Source organism: Bacteroides fluxus YIT 12057, from assembly GCF_000195635.1.
GTDB lineage: Bacteria > Bacteroidota > Bacteroidia > Bacteroidales > Bacteroidaceae > Bacteroides > Bacteroides fluxus.
The window spans coordinates 53714-72487 of the sequence record NZ_GL882605.1 but is presented as its reverse complement, the minus strand read 5'-3'; the positions used below and the strand labels follow the sequence as shown (position 1 = coordinate 72487).

Annotated in this window: 9 protein-coding genes; 4 read left to right on the top strand and 5 right to left on the bottom strand. The window is 46.5% G+C overall.

What is annotated here, in order from left to right; genetic code table 11:
• Nucleotides 1-22 precede the first annotated feature (22 nt).
• Nucleotides 23-571 (top strand): chromate transporter, encoded by a 549-nt coding sequence (locus HMPREF9446_RS00670; RefSeq protein WP_009123511.1) that lies wholly within the window; start codon nt 23-25, stop codon nt 569-571.
• On the opposite strand, the gene HMPREF9446_RS00665 is transcribed toward HMPREF9446_RS00670, so the two are convergent.
• Together HMPREF9446_RS00665 and HMPREF9446_RS00660 are read right to left on the bottom strand one after the other, a co-directional pair.
• Nucleotides 568-2079, bottom strand: coding sequence for a glycoside hydrolase family 10 protein (locus tag HMPREF9446_RS00665; protein WP_039968170.1), 1512 nt, complete (start codon nt 2077-2079; stop codon nt 568-570). The genes HMPREF9446_RS00670 and HMPREF9446_RS00665 overlap by 4 nt on opposite strands.
• 39 nt (nt 2080-2118) lie before the next feature.
• A complete protein-coding gene (locus HMPREF9446_RS00660; protein ID WP_009123509.1) occupies nt 2119-4065 on the bottom strand; it encodes a tetratricopeptide repeat-containing sensor histidine kinase in 1947 nt (648 codons plus the stop codon).
• Between the two features lie 246 nt (nt 4066-4311).
• Between HMPREF9446_RS00660 and uvrA the strand changes: the two genes are divergently transcribed.
• Entirely contained in the window at nt 4312-7089 is a 2778-nt protein-coding gene (gene uvrA, locus HMPREF9446_RS00655; protein ID WP_039968168.1) for an excinuclease ABC subunit UvrA, read from the top strand.
• 84 nt (nt 7090-7173) lie between these two features.
• On the opposite strand, the gene HMPREF9446_RS00650 is transcribed toward uvrA, so the two are convergent.
• The 3 genes from HMPREF9446_RS00650 to HMPREF9446_RS00640 form a co-directional block, all read right to left on the bottom strand.
• The gene (locus HMPREF9446_RS00650; protein ID WP_039968179.1) at nt 7174-10380 is read right to left on the bottom strand and encodes a M60 family metallopeptidase; all 3207 of its coding nucleotides are present in this window, start codon (nt 10378-10380) and stop codon (nt 7174-7176) included.
• 176 nt (nt 10381-10556) lie between these two features.
• Entirely contained in the window at nt 10557-12113 is a 1557-nt protein-coding gene (locus HMPREF9446_RS00645; protein WP_039968166.1) for a sulfatase family protein, read from the bottom strand.
• A 21-nt stretch (nt 12114-12134) separates the two neighbouring features.
• Nucleotides 12135-13520, bottom strand: coding sequence for an arylsulfatase (locus HMPREF9446_RS00640; protein ID WP_009123505.1), 1386 nt, complete (start codon nt 13518-13520; stop codon nt 12135-12137).
• Between the two features lie 345 nt (nt 13521-13865).
• Here HMPREF9446_RS00640 and HMPREF9446_RS00635 point away from each other — a divergent pair, with 345 nt between their 5' ends.
• The gene (locus tag HMPREF9446_RS00635; RefSeq protein ID WP_009123504.1) at nt 13866-14474 is read left to right on the top strand and encodes an HU family DNA-binding protein; all 609 of its coding nucleotides are present in this window, start codon (nt 13866-13868) and stop codon (nt 14472-14474) included.
• 14 nt (nt 14475-14488) lie between these two features.
• Entirely contained in the window at nt 14489-18748 is a 4260-nt protein-coding gene (locus HMPREF9446_RS00630; RefSeq protein ID WP_009123503.1) for a hybrid sensor histidine kinase/response regulator transcription factor, read from the top strand.
• The last annotated feature ends 26 nt before the right edge of the window (nt 18749-18774 follow it).

The following is an 18774-nucleotide window of genomic DNA, read 5'->3' as shown; positions in this document are numbered from 1 at the left end:
TCAATACTAATCACTGATAATCATGATTTACTTACAATTATTCTACACTTTCTTCCAAATAGGCCTATTCGGTTTTGGCGGCGGATATGCCATGCTCTCCATGATACAGGGAGAGGTAGTGACCCGCTACAACTGGCTCAGTCCGCAAGAGTTTACAGACATTGTGGCAATCAGTCAAATGACTCCCGGTCCGATAGGCATCAACTCGGCAACATACGTGGGATTTACGGCAACAGGAAGTGTTTGGGGATCCGTTGTCGCTACCTTTGCCGTTGTGCTTCCTTCTTTCATACTGATGCTGACTATCAGCAAATTTTTTCTGAAATATCAGAAGCACCCGGCAGTAGAAGCGGTATTCAGCGGACTCCGTCCGGCAGTAGTCGGTTTACTGGCGTCGGCTGCACTGGTTTTAATGAATGCAGAGAATTTCGGTTCCCCCACGGAAGACATATACTCCTTTATCGTCAGTTGTATCATCTTCCTCGTTGCGTTTGTGGGAACCAAAAAATACAAGCTCAACCCGATAGGCATGATTATAGCCTGCGGGATAGCAGGACTGATACTGTATTAAAGTTTGACTTTCTTCCCAACAGACTTCGACTCATTATGTAACCGGTCAAGCGCCGTCACTACATAGCGATATTTTGTTTTTCCATCCTCATACGGTAATTTATAGAAATTATCGCGAGTTATGGCTACAATGTGTGAGGGATCGTCTATATCCACTTTTTCTTTGGCATCAAAACGGTAAACGACATATTGTACGGCCCGGTTCATTTCTTCCCTATATTTCGGAGCAGTCCAGAAAAGGATATACCCGTCCGCAGTCCAGACCGGTTTTACCTTACGAACCTTATTGGGCGCCTCATTGTCCATAAAATCGAATACAGGAGGCAATGCCGGGTATTTATGATATTCCGCCATCAAAGCATCCCGATACTTGCCCGCATTCTCGACTACCGCACTTGCCGGCCACTGGCAACTGCCGCCAATCGTCTGGTAAGCACGCTGCAACGCCATTTTCCGGGGAAGCTGATTGACAGAAGGATTGGAGGGATCGGCATTCTGTATCGTGTTCATCACGGACTGACCGATAAACAAAGGACGATTCTCCGTATTCTTGGCCCACCACTTTATCAACGTTTCATAATCGGCAACCGGATGGCCTATCTGCCAATATATCTGGGGAATATTATAATCAATCCATCCCTCACGTGCCCACAACAGGACGTCAGCATACAGATCGTCATAGTTCTGCAAACCTCTTGTCTTGCTGCCCAACGGATCACTGCTTTCGTTACGGTAGATGCCGAACGGAGAAACACCAAACTTCACCCACGGCTTTATCTCACGCACCGTTTCATGTATTTTCTTTATCAAAAGATTCACATTACTGCGGCGCCAGTCTCCCTTATCAGTGAAACCTCCACCGTAGCGGGCAAAACTGGCATCATCCGGAAAATCTTTTCCTTTCATGGGATAAGGATAAAAATAATCATCCATATGAATAGCGTCCACATCGTATCGCGACACAATATCACCTACCACCAGAGTGATGTGGCGGCGGCTCTCCGGCAAAGCCGGGTCAAAGAACAACTGGTCACCATACGTCACAAACCATTCCGGATGAATATTATAAACATGCCCGGGTGCCAGTTCATTCTTCAACGACGTTTTCACACGATACGGATTAATCCATGCATGAAACTCCATGCCACGTTTATGGCACTCATCAATCATAAACTGCATCGGATCCCAATAAGGGTCGGGTGCCTTACCCTGCACACCGGTAAGGTATCGGCTCCACGGCTCCAGCTGAGAGGCATACAACGCGTCAGCCTCCGGACGTACCTGAAAAATAATGGCATTGATGCCTGCCTCCTGCAAAGAATTCAACTGGGCTATCAAGGTCTGCTTCAATTTCTCGGTCGGCATTCCACGGAACTGCCCGTTAACCGATTGTATCCATGCGGCACGAAACTCACGTTTAGGATATGCAGACGCTTTCTGCACTTGCGCAAACATTCCTCCCGCCATCAGAGACCAAAGGAATACACATAATAGGAATCTTACTCTCATTTTCTATCTATAGCTTTTATACTAAAAAATTATTCATACTCAAGGTTTATCCTGTACAGGCCATTCCATTACAAACCGGCACCCACCCTGATAAGTGGAGTCCCAATAAACCCGCCCACCTATCATTGCCATTATTTCATGGGCAATGGCAAGTCCCAGTCCCGAACCTTTAGTGAAAGTATCCACTTTGTAAAAGCGTTCAAAGATATGTTCCGCTTCCTCCTGTTTCAGCCCAATCCCTGTATCTTCTACCACAAAACATACCACCCGGCGGGACTTGTCTTCTTTGCAGGAAACACGTATATATCCTCTCTCCGTAAACTTAACGGCATTGTCAAGCAAAGCCGTCAACACTATTTTCATCCAGGGACGGGCTGCATACACAGTAGAAATCCCCGAAGGGATACACTCCAGCCTCACTCCCGGCTTTAGGGCAGAATGAAGTTCATCAACACATTCCTTACAACAGTTATCTACATTTACCGGTTCCCATGACATGTCAATCATTTGTGAATCCATGTCCGCAATGGTCAGGATATTCTCCATCAGCCCCAACAAGTAAGTGTTATTACTTTCCACCTGGGCCGCATATTCTTTTTTCTCCTCCTCATCCGGTTCTTCCCGGGCCAGCAAAGTAGAAAAACCGACAATTGAATTCAATGGAGTACGAATCTCATGCGTAATATGCCGTATAAAAGAGCTCTTCACCTCCCCCATCTTATGTACCGCCATACGGGCAGCTTCCAGCTTACGGTTCATGGAAAGGGTACGGATATACAGGTAAGTAATCATCAGCAAAAGGAGCAGAACCACTCCACCCGCAATCAAAGCCATGACCAAACGCCCGCGAGTCAATTTGCCACTCAGCTCCAGCTTCTCCATTTTCAACCGGTCCACTTCATACTGTGCGGTATATTCGCTCAACTTATCATCCAATTCTGCCGTACGCATAGAATCGCTTACACTGGCATAAGTCCTATAACTGTCACTGGCCGAGCGATAGTCTCCCAATTGCTCCTGCAATTGGGCTTTCATGTAAAAGTTATACGGATAACAAATGCCCAGCGAACGCTGATAGTTCATGAGGGAATCCACATAAGCGATATTCCCCTTCAAATCGCCGAGAGCACGGCAACACATAATCTTGTAGCCAAACCAGGCTTCAGGAGTAGAACTCTCCGGATTTTCCTTATAGAACCGGTCTGTCTCCATCATATAAGGTTCGGCAACCTTTCTCCCTTTACTTGCCAACAAACTGATTACCCGGAACTCACAGAACCTTAGATGCAAGGAAGCGTCTGTTTCTATATTCTCCTCCCTCATGTTTTCTTCCAGCTGCGCCAGCTTTGCCAGATAAACTTCGGCCTCTGCATAGTCACTGCGTGAAAGATAGGTCTGGCTGATATTGAGCAACACCACGTACGCATCCCTGTAATATTCACCTTCCACAAAAAGTTCCAATGCGTTGTTATAGCACTCTATACAGAGCTCCACATTGTTTCCGAACACCCGATGATTGTAACCGATACACATCTCGGCACAAGCCAGCCCGTATCTGTCTTTCCCCTTTTTGGCATCTTCATATAATTTGTCAGTTTCGGCCATAGCCTCCTCCTGCATCCCCTTCTCGGTCATACGCTGGATATACTGGCGCCATGCCGTATATCTGTCCTTGGGCCGGTTATATGCCACACACCAGTCCATGTATTTGTAAGTCACTGATTTTAAAGTATCGATATTTCCCAGCTGATAATAATGCAAAGTCAAGTTGTTGTAAGCATCGTTTATCTGTGCCGTATCATTCAGCTCCTGCGCCAGCTTCATCCATCGGGCATTTACTACAGGCAACTGTTTCCGCCCCAAGATTTTCCGTGCGCTATCTGCCAAAGCCTCCATTTCGACACGGATGTCAATGGCCTGCAATGCCAAGGGACATGTTCCTAACATCAACACCACAAGAAACCATTTCACATCATACTTCATCATGCCTGGATTATCAATTAAGAGTTGAGGCGAATTTAATGTTTTTACCTAAAGTAACTTGGCTGTCATCTGAAAGTATAACAAATCTTAACCTTACCTTTCCGATGAAATAATTCACAGTTGTAACTATCTTTGCCTCAAAAGCAAAGACAAGCTGCACGCCGGCATAAAAAAATGGAGAACTTCATTTTATCTGCTCCCCAGTTTGCATTATCTTTGCATTCTCAAAATCGCTTAAGTGACCCTGATATGGCAGAAAACAAATCAATTATCATAAAAGGAGCCCGCGTCAACAACCTGAAGAATATTGACGTAGAAATTCCCCGTAATAAACTAGTTGTCATCACCGGACTGTCCGGTTCCGGAAAATCCTCACTTGCATTCGATACTCTCTACGCAGAAGGCCAGCGCCGTTACGTAGAAAGCCTCAGCAGTTACGCCCGGCAGTTCCTTGGGCGAATGAGCAAGCCGGAATGTGACTTCATCAAAGGTATTCCACCTGCCATTGCCATCGAGCAAAAGGTCAGCAGCCGCAATCCCCGTTCCACCGTCGGTACCTCCACTGAAATATATGAATATCTCCGGCTGCTCTATGCCCGTGTAGGAAAGACTTTCAGCCCCGTCAGCGGACAAGAAGTGAAAAAACATTCCACAGAAGACATTGTAAAATGCATGCTGGAACACCCGGAAGGGACAAGATATACCGTATTGGCCCCCATCCTGCTACGCGAAGACCGCACCCTGCAACAGCAGTTGGAAATTGACCTGAAGCAAGGTTTCAACCGCCTGGAGGTAAATGGTAAAATGATACGTATCGATGAGTACAAGCCGGAAGCCGGAGATACGGTTTTCCTGCTGATAGACCGCATGACCGCTTCTTCAGAGAAAGATTCCGTCAGCCGCCTGACCGATTCAGCCGAAACGGCAATGTATGAGGGAGACGGCGCCTGCCTGCTACGCTTTTACCAAGCCGACGGCAGTACCTGCCTGTACCGCTTCAGCACAAAATTTGAGGCAGACGGCATTACATTTGAAGAGCCTAACGACCAGATGTTTTCTTTCAACTCCCCCATCGGAGCCTGCCCCGAATGCGAAGGGTTCGGACGAGTAATCGGCATCGACGAACATCTGGTTATTCCCAACCGGTCTCTGTCTGTCTATGACGGTGCAGTGGTATGCTGGAGAGGCGAGAAGATGGGCGAATGGCGGGACATGGTCATACACGGGGCAGAGAAAGCCGGTTTCCCCATATTCGCCCCTTACTATGAACTGACTGATGAGCAACGCCGCATGTTATGGGAAGGCACCCCTTACTTTGAAGGCATCAATGCTTTCTTCAAAATGGTGCAGGAGAACCAGTACAAGATACAATACCGGGTCATGCTGGCACGCTACCGCGGAAAAACGCTTTGTCCCAAATGCCACGGCACACGCCTGAAACCTGAAGCCGGCTATGTACGGGTAGGCGGACGGAATATCTCCCAACTGGTAGATTTGCCCATCACGGAACTGAAACTCTTCTTCGACAATCTCCAGTTGGAACCACATGACGCCGACATCGCCCGCCGCATCCTGACGGAAATAAACAGCCGTATCCAGTTCTTGTTAGACGTCGGTCTGGGTTATCTCACCCTGAACCGGCTGAGCAACTCGCTTTCCGGTGGTGAAAGCCAGCGCATCAACCTCGCCACCTCATTGGGCAGCAGTCTGGTAGGAAGCCTCTATATTCTGGACGAGCCCAGTATCGGACTGCATAGCCGCGATACGGACAAACTAATCCATGTGCTCCGCCAACTGCAACAACTGGGTAATACGGTGGTTGTGGTGGAGCACGACGAAGAAATTATCCGTGCGGCAGACTACATCATCGATATAGGTCCCAAGGCCGGACGCCTGGGAGGAGAAGTCGTTTACCAAGGTGCCATGGACGACCTGCAAAAAAACAGCCACAGCTATACCGTACGATACCTGTTGGGCGAAGAGACCATTCCGGTACCGGAGCATCGCCGCCCCTGGAACAACTACATAGAAGTAAAAGGCGCCCGCGAAAACAATCTGAAAGGAATAGACGTCCGCTTTCCTCTCAATGTAATGACCGTGGTGACCGGTGTCAGCGGATCCGGCAAAAGTACCTTGGTACGTGATATTTTCTACCGTGCCCTGAAACGTGAGCTGGACGAATGCAGTGACCGCCCGGGTGAGTTCGTCTCCATCGGCGGCGACCTGCAAAATCTGCGGAATGTAGAATTCGTTGACCAAAACCCCATCGGCAAGTCCTCACGCAGCAATCCTGTGACTTACATAAAGGCTTACGATGAGATCCGCAAGCTATGGGCAGACCAGCCACTTGCCAAGCAGATGGGCTACAGTGCCGGATATTTCAGCTTTAACAATGAAGGGGGCCGCTGCGAGGAATGCAAGGGTGAAGGCACCATCACCGTAGAGATGCAATTTATGGCGGACCTTGTATTGGAATGTGAATCCTGCCATGGCAAACGTTTCAAAGCCGATACACTGGAAGTGAAGTTCCATGACATCAGTATCTATGACGTATTGAACATGACCATCAACCAGGCCATTGAATTCTTCACCGGACACGGACAAAAGAAAATCGTCAAAAAGCTGCAACCTTTGCAGGATGTAGGTTTGGGATACATCAAGCTGGGACAATCCTCTTCTACGCTTTCCGGCGGTGAGAACCAGCGCGTGAAGTTGGCCTATTACCTCAGCCAGGAGAAAGCAGACCCTACCCTGTTCATTTTTGACGAGCCGACTACCGGATTGCATTTCCACGATATCAAGAAGCTGCTCGAAGCATTCGATGCATTGATACGCCGCGGACATTCTATCGTCATCATCGAACACAACCTTGATGTCGTGAAATGTGCAGACTATGTAATAGACCTCGGTCCCGAGGGCGGGGATAAAGGAGGGAATATTGTCGCAACCGGTACGCCCGAAGAGGTAGCCGAGTGTGCAGCAAGCTATACGGGACAATTCTTGAAAGAGAAACTGGCCGTCAAATAACAGAAATATAAAAATGAAAGCAGGAGAAAATCCGGATGATTTTCCTCCTGCTTTCGTTTTCCCTCTACTTAGAGTCCTAAATCATCAACGATGATACATATTCTTGAATTTAGAGTCCCTCCTCTTCATGTTTTCCAGTTGCTGCAAGTCTTCAGTCCATTGGAATTCAACTTTCTCACGACTCCCATCAGAAGCAATCGCATACACTTTAGTCTTTGCATCTACCACAACATTCTCCACCGTGAAATGCTGCAACGGTGCTACAAAGACCAATTTACCGTTCCGGAAGACCTCATAAGCCACCACATTTTTCCAGTTTTTCATGGTGAAAGTATTTCCTTTACATATTGCCATACCTTTTTCTATCGGTTGAGGGTTTCTGAACAATTCTACCGTATTGTCCGTAATATACCAAAAAGGAACCTTCAGCTTCGGATATTTCCTTGCTTTTATATCTTTGCGAACCTGCTTTATACCTTCCCCGGTAACTTCGAACATCTTCTTCCCATAATCGTTTATTTCCATTTTTATAGGCTTCAGAAAACCATATTTCTCAAAAAACGGAGTCAAATCCAGATTGGCAGCCGCACAAGCTTTCTTCACAAACTCCAATTGGCAATCTCCGAAGGTGGCCGGATCGGGCGAGGTTCTGATCGCTTCATATAAGTCTTTATAGAAATCCCCGTTGCCCAAAACCTTTGAACAATAAAGATACAACTGCCAGAAAGGCACAAGCCTGCAATGATTTATCCGGTTTTCATTATGAGCCAATCCCAACGTAAAATATTCCGTCATGGACCGCTCATACCAACAGTCATCAAATGTACCCGTCGGACGTTCCACCTCCTTTTGTACACGCGTTACAATACCAAAAGCATCTTGCACATACAGGCAATAAATATTATTCGTGACTTCTGTCATGCCATGCCATTTGGCACCCGGCCGTATCTGATTGATATGGCCGATTTCGTGTGCCGGTCCCCAAAGTGCCACCCCGGTCAGTTTGTTGATGTCGCAAACCTTCTCCATCGTCGTAATCCCGTATGCAGTACGGTAATTAGGGGCATACATGTATCCTTTATACACCACATGACAATACTGGCGGTTCTTGAATTGCCTGTCCTTATATTTATCCAGCCCCATGAACTCATGCTCCAATTCCACAATGCGGTCAAAAACATCAATCAGCGCTTTGCCATCCGGTGTATATTGCCTGAAACTCTCTACCGGAAAAGTAAGGTGAATGTTCTCGCCCAAAACATCAAAGAATTTATAAGTGGCGTTCTTCAACATGGTCTGCCACTGCGAAGCTTTATGCTTCCTTATATCAAAATACCCATTGACTTCACCGGTAAGGAAATGTATCTTCACCTTTTTTCCGGTCACCTTTCCAAATGTGTGATACAACACATACACCAATCCGTCATTTTCCGGAATTATCCGGTTCAGCCCTTCCCTTAGCGTGTAATGAGACGAACCTGTTTTGTAACCGTCCCCGTCCGGACAATCCAAATTCTGGATTTTAATGCGAAGCGTATCGGTTCCAATCTTACCGACTCTGACCATCAGTTCCTTACCTTTACGGGCAACTATCCCAGTCGCGTTATCCAACAAGCTATACCCATTCGTTTTGTTTACTTTCGCCATGACATCCGGATGTTGGTACTGTTCAAACTCCTGTACACGAAACTCCGCCTCATAAGTACCTTCCCAATTTACATTCAGTCCACTTGCACCGGGCTCAAAATCAGTATCCCCAATCCAGCCGGAAGGGACTTTTTCTCCCGCTTTCGTACGATTCCAGAACTGATATGCAACACTCATGTCCGGATAACGGTCAAATACCTCTCCCCGGCCGAACATGCGCGGATCCTCCTGCTCTACCAGTCTTGCAGTCATTTCTTTTTCCATCTTCCGCATCAAAGCTTCATACTCCGGATTCCCGGACAAGTCAACCATACAGTTCGGGTCTTTCTTTATATTATAAAGCTCTTCCGCGGCACGTTTTCCGAATGAGAGTTGCCAATAATGAGCCGTTTTCGAATTACGTCGCGCCTTCAGGATTTCTGTTTTCGTAGGCCCTCCATCCACATTCATATACCCGGTCTCGGGATTCCCGGCCGGCCAACGTTCGGTTTCAAAGTTTTTCAAGTAGAGAAAATCCCCCCGAATCAGTCCGCGTATGGGATAACCCCGGTCGTCCGGACGCCCTACATCGTGGCGCTCTTTTCCAAGCATCACGAAGTCACGGTCCATATCCGTCTTTTTATTTTTCAGGATGTCCATAAAACTTCTTCCCGTAATGGCCTGCATTCCGGATTTCTGCCGGCTCAATCCGGCTATCTCAAGCAAAGTGGGCGCAACATCAATCGAACTGATATATTCACCTGCCTTCCGCCCGGGTTTCACGATACCATTTCTCCACATTACCGCCATCGGTATGTGATTGGAATTGTTGTACTCTTGCCCCTTGCACCGTGGGAAAGGCATACCGTGGTCCGAAGTGACGACCACTATCGTGTTATCCAATTCCCCCGATTCCTCCAATGTTTTCAAAATACGCCCCAGATGCGTATCAAAATGCTCGATTTCCAGCGCATAATCCAGCATGTCCGTACGGACTATCTCATTATCCGGCCAATAGCTCGGAACGGAATCAATCTGTCCGACCTTCTTCCCTGCACGAATAGAAGAGCCATACTCATATCCCCGATGCGGTTCCAACGAGCCATACCAGAAACAGAACGGGCGGTCTTTGGGCCGTGCCTTCATGAACTCCTGAAAATTCGCCGCATAATCCACATTCGATATATTGCCGGTAGGAGGAACCAGTTTTTTTTCGTTCCACGGCTTTCCGGTTATATCCCGCTTCTTCCCTTGTGCATCATTGGCAACCCCAGGCCCCCAGCCCTTACCGGTACAACCCACATAATATCCATTTTCAGCCAAAGCCTCAGGGTAGGACTTGAATTCCGAAGGGAAAGTAGGCCAGTGGTTACAGGCTTCTTTCAACTGCCAGGAGTTGCGTCCGGTAATGAAGGCTGCCCGTGACGGGGCAGACTTCGCATTACATGTATAAGCATTTTCAAAAAGCACTCCCTCACGAGCCACCCGGTCAAAAGCCGGAGTATTTACCCACGAAGTGCCATAAGCCCCCATATGCCCTGCATCATCTGCTATACAAAACAGGATGTTGACAGGTTTGTGCTGTTCTTTTTCTGCAGGTGCAGCCTGCGCCACCGCTCCACTCCATAAAGAGCAAGAAAGAAAAGATAAAAGGTTTACATTCATATTACTCATTATTTGGTTCTTTATTCCTGGACACAAAACTACGAAGGAATAAAAAACCGAGCTGTGTTATCAGTTCACAATGGTTTGCTATCCGTTCCGGCAAATGTTTCTTCCGTACATTTAACATTTGCCGGGCAACACACTCAAGCATACAGGGGCATCGGACGCAAGGGAGTCTATTTTCCCGGGAAGCCTTTCGCTTTTTCCTGCTCCAACAGTTCCCTCATCGCTTCCACGATTTCGGGATGCTCCGCCGCCAGATTTCTTTTTTCGCCGATGTCTTCACGCAGGTTATACAGCTGCTCCTCTTCCGAGCATCCTGTTTCCGTGCGGGTAAGTGCACTATAGGACGCACGGTTGCTAGGAGAAATATATTTCCATTCACCATCCGATACAGATAATGTCTGTGCCACTTCCACGACATAATCCCTTCCTTCTTTATCTTCTCCCAGCAATGCCGGCAATTGGTTGCGGCTATCCACAGCCGCAGTATCCACCGCCTGCCCCCCGGCCAGTTCTGCCATGGAAGCGAACAGGTCAATATGCGAAACCAAAGCGTCCGAAACTCCCGGAATGACTTTTGCCGGCCAACTAACAATGAAAGGTACGCGTGTTCCGGCCTCGAAAATGCTGTATTTGCCGCCACGCAACTCCCCCCAAGGCCGATGGTCACCCAACAGTTCTATCGCCTGGTCTTGATAACCGTCATTCACCACCGGCCCGTTATCACTGGTCAGCACAATCATCGTATTCTCTACAATTCCTTGCTTCTTCAAAGCCTTCATGATTTCCCCCACAGTCCAGTCGAACTGCAAGATCGCGTCCCCACGATATCCCATGCCACTTTTCCCTGCAAAACGAGCGTGCGGGTAACGAGGTACATGAATATCATTCGTGCCTACATAAAGAAAGAAAGTGGTATCTTTATGGTTTTCTATAAACCGTACGGCTTTGGCGGCAATAGTATCGGCAATATTTTCATCCTGCCACAATGCCTTGCCTCCTCCTTTCATATAGCCGATGCGGGATATCCCATTCACAATGGCCTGATTATGCCCGTGATTGGGATACGGTTTCAGTTTGGTGAGCAGTTCCGGATGATCTTTTCCGAGAGGCTCGCCGGCGAAAGGCTCCTTATAGCTGACATAAATAGGAGCGTCCGCATCATAATTGGCTACCCGCTGATTCTCAATCCACACACAAGGAACACGATCACCGGTAGCAGCCATCAGGTAAGAATAATCGAATCCAAGATCCCGGGGGCCAGGAGTGACGACCCCATTCCAGTCCTGCGTACCGGCTTTGTCACCCATTCCGAGATGCCACTTTCCAATGGCTCCGGTGGTATATCCCGCCGACTTAAACACATCGGCAACAGTCTGCTGCTCGGGGCGAATGACCATACCGGCATCTCCCGTAGCAATCCCCGTATCACTGCGCCGCCAACTATACTGTCCCGTAAAAAGAGAATAGCGCGACGGAGTGCTGGTAGCAGCCACCGAGTGGGCATCCGTAAAACGCAAGCCACTTGCCGCCAGACTATCCACATGTGGGGTAGCTATTGATTTCGCACCATAGCAACTCATGTCACCATACCCCAAATCGTCGGCCACAATAAAAATAACATTCGGTTGCCGCGGCTTTACCGCATCTGCAGCCTTGCCCGCACCGGTACATCCCGCCATCAGCAATGAACCTCCCAGGCCATAGCCCAATAAAAATTTCGTTCTCATCATTTTTCTATATTCTGTTGTTTACCAATTAAAATACTCGCTCGGTGTATGCGCCCTATCCATCAACTCCCTGAGTTCATCCGCTTTCGCCCGGTTGCTGTCTATCCGATTATGCTCCTCGCCGATGTCCCGTGGCAAATAATACAATTCCTCCACCAGCTTCTCCGGGTCGGAGACATTCAGGCGTACCAATTTCCAGCCATCTTTCAGAATAGACTGCTTGCCGCCCATCTCATAAAATTCATAATAAATATATTCGTGCCGTGCCTGTTCCCCCTCCCTATCCGACAAAACGGGCAAATAGGAAATGCCGTTCACACCTTCAGGAACTTCCACATCTATCACATCACATATTGTAGGCAAAAAATCCCAAAAAGCCGAAATGTGCGAAGTTTTACGATGAGCCTTTATCCGGTCAGGCCATGAAACGATGAACGGCGTGCGTACGCCTCCTTCATATAAATCACGTTTATATCCGCGGAACGGCCCGTTGCTGTCAAAGAACTCAGGATCGTGCCCTCCTACAGCGTGTACGCCATTGTCCGAGGAAAAGACAAAGATAGTGTTTTTCCATTCCCCCCGTTCCTTCAGCAATGAAATAATTTCTCCCACACTCCGGTCTATCTCGGTCACCATCGAAGCATAAGCCGCCTTGGGAGCCATCTGTGTTTTGAAGCCGCCTTTCCCGTTTCTATTTATATAAGGTGTTTCCGGAAACTTACCCTGATATCCGCTTAGATCCGGATAATCCAAATCGGCATGAGGAGGCGTTATGGCAAAATACGCAAAGTAAGGTTGCCCCTTCTTTTGCATACGGATAAAGTCCAACCCTTTTTCCAGAATCATCCAATGGCTATATACCCGTCCCCCCAATTGGATCCGGGTTTCATTCTCGTACAAATACTGAGGGTAATAACGGTGAGCCTCGCCTTGTGAAAGATAGCCGAAGAAGTAATCAAACCCTTTTTTTACAGGACTCCCTGTCGTCTGAGGGCCTCCCAGCCCCCATTTTCCGACACACATGGTAGCATAACCTTTCTGCTTCAGCAATTCTGCTACGGTCACTTCGTCCGCCGGCAAATGCAGGTCAAAAACACCTTCTTCATTTCTCACAGCCTTATTGCCGCGCACATAGCCACAACCGGTGTGCTTTCCCGTCAACAAAGAGCAACGCGACGGGGCACTTACGGTAGAGCCACTGTAATGCTGCATAAATTGCAGGCTTTCAGATGCCAGTTCATCCAGATGCGGTGTTTTGATTTTCGGCTGACTGTAATAACAACCAACATCTCCGATGCCCATGTCATCCACCAGCACAAAGACAATGTTCGGAAGTTCTTTTTTTACAGCCGCCACGTTTCCAAACTGTGACAACAGCCCTACGCCCAATAAATAAGATGCCTTCATAATATCTTGATTTCTTAGTTTACAGTATGCGCAAATCTATGCCATTCTCCCCTATCCCGCTTTGTTATCCATACGCAATCTTTTGTTTTCCGTCCCAAATACTATTCCACGCGTACATTTAACATTTCCAACCCTAAAAAAGCGCTAAAACTAGCAACCGGGCACGGATAAATAAGTATCTTTACCACAAGAAAGTTATCAGCCGCCTATAAACGGCTGATATGCCGTCTATATACAGCCAATCAGCTGCTTGCAGGCAGCTGATTAGCCGTTTGCAAGCGGCTAACCCAATCATAGCATAAATAACTATTATTCCAACGATATCTAATACTTAATATCTACATCATGGCTTATTATGATCTTAAAAAGAAACCGGCACTTACCACCAAAGAGGGAGAAAAAGAAGTGCTTTACCCGCAAATCATCACTGCAGGCACTATCGACGCAAAAGAATTACTGGATTTGACAGCTAAATTTTCCGGATTCCGCAAGGGAGACATAGAAGGAGTGCTAATCAGTCTGTTTGACACCGTGACACACTTGATAAACCGAGGATTCAGGGTAGAATTGGGTGAATTCGGTTATTTCACAGGGAAAGTGACAAGTTCCCGCCTGGTTGAAAAAAATACAGACATACACGCCCAGTCCGTCAAATTCAACAATGTAAACTTCCGTCCTTCGGCCACCTTCAAAAAAGCTTTGGATGGCAAGCTCTCACGCAGCCCAACGATAGGCTTCAGGCAATCCAGCAATCTAAGTATGGAAGAACTGGAAAAAAGACTGATAGCCTATCTTGATGAAAACGGCTTTATCAACATTGTAAAATATACGGCTCTGACAGGAAGGCTGAAATGGAAAGCGGCGCAGGACTTGAAATATTTCGTGGAAAAAGGAGTGATCGAAAGCCGTGGCAAGGGCAACCAGAAACACTACATAAAAACCAAGCAATCTTAAAAAACAAATACAGCATGAAAATCCGCATATCCCTCCTGCTATGCCTGGCGCTTTTCCCGTTACGGCTTATGTCCACCAATGAGAAATTCAAACAGCTGACCATCGGCGACGGACTGGCCCACACCGATGCCAACTGCATTGCACAAGACAGTACAGGCCTCATCTGGATAGGTACTTATGCCGGACTGCAAAGTTTTGACGGCTATGGACTGCAAACCTTCGACTTCTACCCCGCCGGACACAAAATCTACCAGTCACACAACCGCATCGAATCCATGGCATGTACCAGTAACAAGCTATGGATAGGAACCGAGAGCGGATTGACTTGCTTTGACCTCAGTACCCACCGCTATATACCTTACTACATAAAAGAAGAAACTTACAACAAGATGTCCTTCGACACTTCCATCACAAAAGTATTTGCCGACCCATCTGAAAGATATTTATGGATCCAGTCAAACCAAGGACTGGCTGCCTTGAAAATCAATGACGACAGCCTGCAAATACTACGTTGGGAGAGCGAGGCAGAACGCATCTTCTGCAAAGGCGTCAACAATCTGCTATTTCAAGGTGAAACCATCTGGGGGTCAAATAACAAACACATTATACAGCTATGCATTCAAAACGATAAAATCAACATGCAGAGCACCTATCTTGCCAGCGAACTGCTACAGACGGACGAAGCCATACAAAACATCTATTTTACCAACAACTGCCTGTATGTGCGTACAGCCGAGGGATGTTACAGGATTTCCGCCACCGGCAACAAACTGAACCCTGCAATAACGGCCCATATAAACTTTCATCGGGCTAACGCCAAGATACCTTCGTTCACCAAAGGAGAATTTATCGTCACCGGCGAAGAAACGCTCTGGTGCGCATATTCCGAAGGAGTTTTTGAAGTACAACAGCCATTTTCAGCATCCCCTGCCATTTATGACTATCTAAAAAACAGCAGAAACAGCAGCCTCTCAACCATAAAAATCAAAGACATGCTGATAGACAAATATGAAAACTTATGGGTGACAACCAACAGCTGGGGAGTTTTCTACCGGAACTTGTCAAAATCCTTCTTTAAGAATTTCTCAAAGCAGGACTTTCTGGAAATGGGATTCTTTCAAAATGAAATAGTATCCGTTACCGGGCAGAAGGACGGCACCCTATGGATGATTGTGGGATACGCAAGCTTACTGAGTTATGACCCCAAAACGGAACAATTTTCACTGATTCCCCTGCCTAAAAGCAGCAACCGTCCCGTTTACTACCAAACCGTACAAATGAGCCGGGACCAGAAGCACTTGTATATAGGTACCAGCCAGAGTGTCTTGATTTATAATACACAGACACAAAAAATATCGCAACTGACCCCGGAAAACAGCCGGGAAGCACAAAAAATAAATACAAGCATATCCGACCTGGAAGAAGACGAATCGGGACGTTTATGGATTTGTACATGGGGCAACGGATTGTTCTGCGTCAAAGACCCGCTGGATGCTCCATTTGTAGAAATGGAACTGGGCACCCAAACAGACCCTGCCCTCCTTTCCAGAAAAATCGCACAACTGCTTATAAAAGGGAAATATATTTTTTTATGTACCACCAATGGACTAAACCGTATAGAATTAACCCATGACGGAAAAGTCAAGACGGTGTCTTCCTACCGGACTGATGAAACCTTGCCGGCCTCCATGTCTTCCGACTATCTGGCAAGCATCGATTGCCTGAACGACTCTGTATGCTGGGTAGGAACCATCGGAGGAGGCTTAAACAAAATCGTGCTGCATTCCGCAAGTGCAAATGACTATACCGCCACTTGCTACACTACAGCCAATGGCCTTCCAAGCAATGACTGTGAAATCGTCCTGATGGATGATTCCGGAAATGTTTGGATAGGAGGCAATGGGATAGTGAAGCTTGATACAGAAAAGAACAAAATCAACACATACGGATTCGCCAACGGCCTTCAGAACAATGCTTTCAAAATCAATGTTTCCTATAAAGGCAATGACGGCATGCTCTATATGGGAGGATTATACGGATTAAGTTATTTCAACCCGAAAGAATTGACGCCCGACGCAAAATACAACGGACTGATATTTACAGACCTATCAGTCAACAATCAATCTATTGTACCTCAAAATGCCTACAACGGAACTGTCGTTCTGAAGCAGGTTCTCAACAACACCTCCAAACTGACATTAAACCACCTGCAGAACAATTTCTCCATTTCTTTTGCAGCCTTAGGCTATGATTTATCCGGTCAGATCATGTACCGCTACCGTCTGAAAGGGTTCCAGAAAGATTGGCAGACCTTACACTATACCAATAATGAAATCTATTTCTCAAATCTTCCTTATCGCTCGTACCAATTGGAAGTGCAGCTATCTACAAATAAAGGATATACCTGGCACGAACCCGGCCGAAGACTGGATATCGACATTTTACCGCCCTGGTGGCTGTCCGGATGGGCAAAAATCCTCTATATTATCGTAATAATCGGAGGAGCCGCATCTATTTTCAAACAGTATGCCAAAGAACAGAACCTAAAGAAAGAAAATGAGATACAGAAAATACTAATCGCACAAGATGAGGAGAAATATCAAGCCAAAATGCAGTTTTTCATGAATGCCTCACATGAATTAAAGACTCCTCTGACCTTGATATTGCTCGCAGCAGAAAAACTGGCCGACAAGACGCAACCCGAAAAAGAGCACAACACGATTCTGTACAATGCCGGAAAGATGCTGGCACTCATCACGGAATTAGTGGATATCCGGAAACAGGACTTGGGCATCTCCTCCTTGAACCTTGAACATCTTGACTTTTCGCAAATAGCCCGGCAAGTATTCAATGAAACAAGCCTGTGGGCAGAAAACAAGCACATCAGCATTTCCTATTCCGCAACCGACAGCAATATAAAAATGGATGCGGACAAAAGCAAAATCGGGAAAATGATTGTAAACCTCTTCACCAACGCCATCAAATATACAGACGAAGGAGGAAAAATTGACATTTCCCTGAGGAGAGGGACCTTGAATGATATCAAACCCTGTTATGACACCATTCATGTGGAAGGAAAAGTTTCATCAGAAGCCCCTCTTTGCATTCTGACGGTAAAAGATACCGGAATTGGCATTTCTTCTGAATCTATCCGCTTGATTTATGAACGCTTCTTCCAGGTAAAGGGAAAAACACAGGAACATCTGGGTTCAGGCATAGGGCTTGCCATCGTAAAAAGTACCGTACTACAACATCAGGGAATGATCATTGTCAGCAGTGAACGCATGGCAGGCAGTGAATTTATAGTAGCATTGCCTATCTATGACAATTTGCCGGAACCATCTTCCGACAATAGCCATGATTTTGATATGGAAAGTTTTATCAAAACACAATACATTGAATTCCAACCGGATACATCCGCAGAAAAAACGGAGGAAAGTCTTTCCCCGAATCCCGGGCTTCCCACCCTGCTGATAGTGGAAGACAACAAAGAACTGCAGGCAGCACTGAAAGAACATTTGTCTGCCTCCTACAATATACATATAGCCGACAACGGACGTACAGGATTGGAACTGTGCATGTCCGTCTTTCCGGACATCATCATCAGCGATGTCATGATGCCTGAAATGGACGGGATAGAAATGTGCAAACGCATCAAAAACAATCTTTCTGTCGCCTATATTCCTTTAGTCATGCTGACAGCCAAGGGGAATGTGGAAAATCAAATAGAAGGCTATGAGTCCGGTGCGGACTTGTATATTCCCAAACCATTCTCCATGAAACTGTTGGAGGTCAATCTTCATAGATTACTTACGCAAAGAGAAAAATGGTTTAAAAACAGTATCCCTCCAGCAGTTAGAGGAGACGAAGAAAAAACAGAGGAAAGTGAAACCAAAGAAGAATACCCGAATCAAGACAAAGCGCTCCAAAAATCAATGCTGAACCTTGAAGAACAAAAAGAAATGACCGAAAAACTAAAAAGAGTAATAGCCGAAAATATCCACGATTCTAATCTTTCTCCTGATATGTTAGCTAGTGCATTAGGAATGAGCCGTACTAAGCTCTACAGGGATATAAAAGGAATTGACGGACAAAGCCTCTCCGATTATGTCCGTAACATCCGCTTGGAAAAAGCCGCGCACCTACTTGTTAATTCCAATATGAACATACAAGAGATAATGAATGAAGTAGGTTTTGTCAACAGTTCTCACTTCACAAAAATCTTCAAACTAAAATTTGATATGACACCGACAGAATACAAAAAAAAGCATTGACACTGTATTTTTACTTTTTTTGTTCT